The 5567-nt window shown below is 67.9% G+C and carries 7 protein-coding genes; 4 read left to right on the top strand and 3 right to left on the bottom strand.

The annotated features are described in order from the left end of the window. Positions 1-299: hypothetical protein (locus H7290_RS02335; RefSeq protein ID WP_290512405.1), on the top strand; the 299-nt coding region annotated here is incomplete at its 5' end. Positions 300-366: 67 nt separating this feature from the next. On the opposite strand, the gene H7290_RS02330 is transcribed toward H7290_RS02335, so the two are convergent. Further along, positions 367-804, bottom strand: coding sequence for a hypothetical protein (locus H7290_RS02330; RefSeq protein WP_290512404.1), 438 nt, complete (start codon positions 802-804; stop codon positions 367-369). Positions 805-1063: 259 nt separating this feature from the next. Between H7290_RS02330 and H7290_RS02325 the strand changes: the two genes are divergently transcribed. The 3 genes from H7290_RS02325 to H7290_RS21235 all read left to right on the top strand — a co-directional run bounded on the left by H7290_RS02325 (position 1064) and on the right by H7290_RS21235 (position 2481). After that, positions 1064-1975, top strand: a complete 912-nt coding sequence (locus tag H7290_RS02325) for a hypothetical protein (protein WP_290512403.1) — start codon at positions 1064-1066, stop codon at positions 1973-1975. Positions 1976-2056: 81 nt separating this feature from the next. Beyond that, the gene (locus H7290_RS21240) at positions 2057-2389 is read left to right on the top strand and encodes an aminotransferase class V-fold PLP-dependent enzyme (protein WP_366927588.1); all 333 of its coding nucleotides are present in this window, start codon (positions 2057-2059) and stop codon (positions 2387-2389) included. Beyond that, a complete protein-coding gene (locus H7290_RS21235) occupies positions 2359-2481 on the top strand; it encodes an aminotransferase class V-fold PLP-dependent enzyme (RefSeq protein WP_366927587.1) in 123 nt (40 codons plus the stop codon). The genes H7290_RS21240 and H7290_RS21235 overlap by 31 nt, the downstream gene beginning before the upstream one ends. A 22-nt stretch (positions 2482-2503) precedes the next feature. On the opposite strand, the gene H7290_RS02315 is transcribed toward H7290_RS21235, so the two are convergent. Both H7290_RS02315 and H7290_RS02310 read right to left on the bottom strand, forming a co-directional pair. Beyond that, positions 2504-4000 carry a diguanylate cyclase gene (locus H7290_RS02315; protein WP_290512402.1) on the bottom strand — a complete coding sequence of 499 codons (1497 nt, stop codon included), beginning with the start codon at positions 3998-4000 and terminating at the stop codon, positions 2504-2506. A 198-nt stretch (positions 4001-4198) separates the two neighbouring features. Beyond that, on the bottom strand, positions 4199-5269 hold the full coding sequence (locus H7290_RS02310; protein WP_290512401.1) for an IS110 family transposase: 1071 nt from the start codon (positions 5267-5269) through the stop codon (positions 4199-4201). Between the last annotated feature and the right edge of the window lie 298 nt (positions 5270-5567).

Here is a 5567-nt window from a genome sequence, read left to right as displayed (position 1 = left end):
GGGAGTCCACCGTCCTGCTGGGCAGCGTGGGCTCCGCCGACGACCCAGAAGATTTCGTCATCACCTTGACGGACGAGGCCGGAGAAGAGGTCACCACGCTTCCCGCGGGCGAGTACACGATTCAGGTCAGCGATCCGGCCACGACCCACAACTTCCACCTGGTCGGCGGCTCGATCGACGAGACCACCTCCGTCCCAGGCAAGGAGGAGGTCACCTTCGATGTGACTTTCGAGGCGGGGGAATACACCTACAAGTGCGACCCGCACCCCCCGATGACCAAGACGTTCACCGTCACCTGAGCAGGACGCTCGACCACGCGAACGGCCCCGGACCTTCCTGGTAGGGGGCGTTCGCGTGGTCAGGGTTCTACCGGGTGAGCCTCCGCATCCGGACGAGAGCGACAAGCGCGACCAGCGCGGCCGAGGCCGCCGACGCCGCGGCGAGGTACTTGTCCTGATACCAGAACGGCTCGTAGGTGACCGGGAACGGTCCGATGGACGGGACCTGGACGTACACGCTCAGCACCAGCGCGCCGAGCGAGCCCGCCGCGACTGCGCCGAACGCAAGCCAGGCCAGGACACCGGGGCGCACCAAGACCCAGATGACGACGAGCGTCGCCGCTGTCGCTTGGACGATGAAGAGCCCGCTGAGCGTCACCTGGCCATCGGCGAACAACGGTGGTCGCTCGAGGGCGATGCGCACGTGCAGGTATGCAGAATAGCCGAGCGTCACGGCGCCGAGCAGCCGCAGCATGCCCATCGATCGCCCGGTCTTGCGAGTGGATTGCGCGGAGGAAGTAGTCACCGTGAGCTCCCAGTTCTACGCGGGATAAAACGCCCATTCTGCCCGGCGAGCCACTCTCGCGCAGGAGTTTTGCCACCGATGAGCGGGGCGCAATCTTGACCAGGTTCTCGCCGAGCGCAACGCTGGCGGTGGCCATCGCTTCGGGTCGGCAGTGCGCCCCGGAAGGGCTTGCGGTGTCGGGACGTTCGGCTCTCGCCGGGTCCGCGAACGGCTCCTACCGTGTGACTTGGATCTGAACCTGCGACTGTGGGGTGTTGTGATGTCGACCATCGTCCGGCGGACGCAGCGAAAGTCCAACCCACAGCCAGCCGCAACGGCACCCACAGTCGGAGCGCCGCTTCCCCTGCGCTTCATGCTGCTGCTGGGCGCCCTCGTCGTGGCCGCCACAGTGTTTGGGCTCCTGACCGAGGATGCGTACCGGTCGGTGCCGGACCTGACCCGCTCGACCTGGCGCGCGCAGGACGTCGTCACCCTGGGGTCCGTTCCCTTGCTCCTGTGGTCGTCGGTTCGAGCCCGATCAGGCTCGCTGGCTGCGCACGTGGTCTCGGTGGGCGTGCTGACGTGGCTGACGTACTGCTACGCGCATCAGGCGCTCGGAGTGCCGTTCAACGCGATGTTCCTCGTCTACGTCGCGATCGTGGGGCTGGCGGGGTTCGGCACGATCGACGGCCTTGTGCGCGTCGACGTCGTGGCCGTCGCGCCCGCGTTCACGCGAGCCCCCTACCGGGCGGGGTTCTGGTTCCTGACCATCGCCAGCGTCGCGATCGCGGGCTTGTGGCTCAGCGACATCGTGCCCGCGTTGTCGGGTGGGTTACCCGCCAACATTCACCTGGCTGAGCTGCCGAACCCGACCTGGGTGCTCGACCTCGCGTGGATCATCCCCTGGGCACTGACGGCAGCGTGGATGCTCCGCCGTCTCCACCCGGCCGGACCCATCATTGCTGGCGTCATGCTGGTGATGCTCGGCATCCTGTCCGTGGCCATGCTCACCGTGACCCCGGTCGCACGCCTCGACGGGCTCGGCGACAACCCCGAGATCCGACCGCAACTCATCGCCTTCACCGTCATCTTCACCATTCTTGGCGCCATCGAGGCGCTGCTCCTCGCAACGACCCAGCGTCGGCTCAGCGCGATACCCGACCAATGGATGCGGCCCGGTTGGTGGCCCTAGGACACCCGGTACCCGATGCTGCGGAAGAGTCGTCTCATGAGTTGCACGCAAGCCAAGAACGCTGAGGTCCCTGCGTGACCACTGACCAGGCGTCCGCGCTGCCAGCCGCGGGCCGACCGGTCGGCCCCGACGGTCCGATCTACCTCGACCACAACGCGACCACCCATACGCCGCTGCTCCGAGGCCGACGCGACGGCGATTCGTGGCGTGGTGACGGCCGCGCTCACCGCAGGCGCGACCCGGCCCCACATCATCACCCGGGCCACCGAGCACCCCTCCGTGCTTGCCGCCTTCGAGTACGTCGAACGGTTCCACGGCGCCGAGGTGACCGTCCTGCCGGTCGACGGCGACGGCCTGCTCACCCCTGACGTCCTTGCCTCGCGATGCGCCCGACGACGGTTCTCGTGTCGGTGATGCACGCCAGCAACGAGACCGGCGCCATTCAGCCGATCCGCGAACTGGTCGCGGTGGCGCCCTGTCGCGCGGGCGAGGTCCTGACAATCTGAAACCGAGATCCGGTTCAGATCGTCAGGTGTTGGTGACGATGCCTCGTTGCCGATACAGCGCGTCGTCGGCCCGGCCGAGAAGGTCGAGCAGAGATTCGCTCGGCTCCAGCACTGCGAGCCCTGCGGTGAACGACTTGTGCTCCTGCTCATGGGCGAGTTCGTCCCTGACGTTGGCCAGACGTGCGTCTGCCTCGTCCGGGTTCAGTCCTGCGAGGGCGCAGATGAACTCATCACCGCCGTACCGGAAGATCAGGTCGTACGGACGCAGATTGTTCTGCAGGCTCGTCGCGACCTGAGCCAGAAGCCGGTCGCCAGCAGCGTGCCCCTGCGCATCGTTGACCGATTTCAGGCCGTCGATGTCGATGAACGCGAGGGTCAACGGTTGCTTGGTGCGTCTGGCCCGGGAGATTTCTCGGGCCAATTCCATCATTCCGGGACCGCGTAGATATACGCCGGTCAGCGTATCGACGCTTGCGGCGTCCCGAAGTGCCACCGCCTCCGCCCGGTCAGCGGCCGAGTCTTCCCGGTCTAGCCCGGAGAGCTGCCGTTCATCTGCGGAAGCGGCGCGCTCCTCCGCGGACGCGTCTCGGTCCAGACCGGCACCGGTGCGCCCCTCGGCGGACTTGTCCCGGGTCTGGCGGGCCGTGTGTCGCTGATCCGCTGCTACAACCCGGTCCTGCTCCGAACGGCGACGGTCCGAGGCCGCGTCGCGACGCACCACGCGCGCGACCTGGCGAGCTTCACCCGCGTCACCCCCGCCCGCCGCAGCGCTCCCGGCCTCAGCGATGATGGCGGCGTCTGCGTCATCAGCAATGCGGTCCCGCCGCATAGCCGCCTGGTCTCTCTGGTGCGCCTCTCGATCACGCCGGTCGGCGCTACGGTCCTGGATATTCGCTGACCGGTCCCGCTCGGTCGCGTCCCGGTCGCGGCTCTCGCTCGCCTCATCGCGGCGGTCGGCGGCTGCATCGCTTTCCACGCTAGCCGCCAGGTCGTCGCTCCGAGCGGAGATCGTGGCCTCTTCGCACACATCGGAGACCCGATCGCGAACGTTGGCCAGCTCATCACGCCGATTAGCGAGCTGGTCGCGCAGGTTCGCCGCCTTGTCACGCTCCTGTGCCGTGCTGCCGCGCGAGCTGGCCGCACCGTCACGATCTTGCCCCGAGTCACCACGTACGTCAGCGCGGTCGCGCTCGGGCCCGTGGTCCGCGGCCAGACTCCGCTCCACATCGAGGTCAGTGGCGTCCGATTCGGGCTTGAGCCCCAACAGGTCGAGGACGCGCTCGGTCGCGTTCTGGTCGCGGATCGCACTCGCCTGACTGCGACGGTCGGCGGCTGCATCGCTTTCCAAACTCGCCGTCACGTCGCCACCCCGAGCAGCAATCGTGGCCTCGTCACGCACATCGGAGATCCGGTCCCGAACGTTGGCCAGCTCATCACGCCGATTAGCCAGCTGGTCGCGCAGGTTCGCCACGTCGGCGCGCTCGGGCCCGCGGTCCGCGGCCGGGCTCCGATTCAACACGGGTTCAAAGCCGTCCGATTCCGGCTCAGGGACTCGCGTGCCAGCATCCATCTCGTCGCTCCCGTGAGTTCGTCGGGTCCGCCGGGAGAATGTGGGCACTCAGGCACACCGGCACCATCGGCGAAAGCCCCCACGGATAACGGTACGTTGAGTGAGGAAATGGACCAGGGTCAGGCACGTGGACCCTTCTATGTCTTGTCAAGCCGGGCTGGGGCTGGTGATGGTGGTGTTGAGGGCCCGGTAGATCTGGCGGGCGAGGTACCGCTTGAGGATGCGGCGGATCTCCTTGGTCGTGCGTCCTTCGGCGGTTCGCTTCTCGACGTAGGCGCGGGTGTCGGGGTCGTGTGTCATCCGGACGATTGTGGCCATGTGCAGGGCGCGGTTCAGGCGTCTGTCTCCGCCGCGGTTGAGCCGGTGGCGGGTGGTGTTTCCCGACGAGGCGGGGATGGGGTTGACCCCGGCGAGGCAGGCGAATGCGGCTTCCGACCGCACCCTGCCTGGGTGGGACCAAGCGGTCAGCGCGATCGCGGCGGTCATGGGCCCGATGCCGGTCCGTTCCAGCAGCACCGCGGCACGGGACTGGCGGACCAGGACGGTCATGCTGGTCGCGTTGCTCTTGAGGTCCTCCCCGGCGTCCACGACGCGCTTGGCCAGACGGACGGTTTCGGCGCGGGCTGTTGCGGCGCCGAGCTCTTCGTCACGGGTGCGCCAGCAAGAGACTTCGAGCACCTGCTTGCTGGTCAGCGGCTTTCGGGCGTCGATGCCGAGGTCGACCACACGCAGCAGCGCGATGAGCGCGTTGACGTTGGCGGTGCGCTCGAGGGTCATGTGGTCACGGGCCGTGACCAGGACCCGCAGTGCGGCGCGCACGCCATCGTCCTGACGGGGGTGGCGCAGCTCGTCGGAGTCCAGTGAGAGAACGGCGGTGGCGATCCTTCGGGCGTCGAGCGGATCGGACTTGCCCACGGCATGGTGGGCGCGGGCGTTCATCCGTGGCGCCTCCACGACCTGGTAGCCGGCGTCGGCGGCGATGTGGGCCAGGCGAGCCCCGTAGGTGCCGATCCCTTCGATGACCCACAGCGTGGCGAGGTCGCCGCCGGTGCGGCGCCCGACCCATGCGATGGAGCGGTCCATGCCTGTCTTGGTGGCGGGGAACTGCTCGGCGGCAAGCAGTTCACCCGTGGCTGCGACGAGGATCGCCAGGGCGTGGTTGCGGGCGTGGGTGTCGACGCCAACGACGAACGGGCGAGCATGCGCGACGATGGTCATGGTGATCGGGCTTCCTTTCTCAACGGGAACATGGACCGGTCGCTACCGGCCGGCGCCGGCCTGGGAGGAAGTCACTTCGTGGCAGCACTGTGATGAGCCACGACCCGGCAGGGTCGGGCAGCCTTCTGATCAAGTCACCGAAGTGGGCCAGGACGACGCCGGCCACACACCCACGCTGGACAAGTCCACGGTCGGGCACCCCCGGTGGGGGCCAAAGTGGTGTCGAGTCACAGCGGGGCGAAGCGGCCGACGCCAACCCTGCCAGCCGATCCCAGATCAGCCACCACAAGACTCACAG

The sequence above is a fragment of the Aeromicrobium sp. genome, assembly GCF_014378035.1.
Taxonomy (GTDB): domain Bacteria; phylum Actinomycetota; class Actinomycetes; order Propionibacteriales; family Nocardioidaceae; genus Aeromicrobium.
The sequence above is the reverse complement of the archived record's forward strand: the minus strand, read 5'-3'. Positions and strand labels throughout refer to the sequence as shown.

Bases quoted from the DNA above. Each gene is read 5' to 3' on its own strand.
- H7290_RS21235 (WP_366927587.1), top strand. From the start codon at position 2,359: ATGCGCCCGACGACGGTTCTCGTGTCGGTGATGCACGCCAGCAACGAG.
- H7290_RS02310 (WP_290512401.1), bottom strand. From the start codon at position 5,269: ATGACCATCGTCGCGCATGCTCGCCCGTTCGTCGTTGGCGTCGACACC.
- H7290_RS02325 (WP_290512403.1), top strand. From the start codon at position 1,064: ATGTCGACCATCGTCCGGCGGACGCAGCGAAAGTCCAACCCACAGCCA.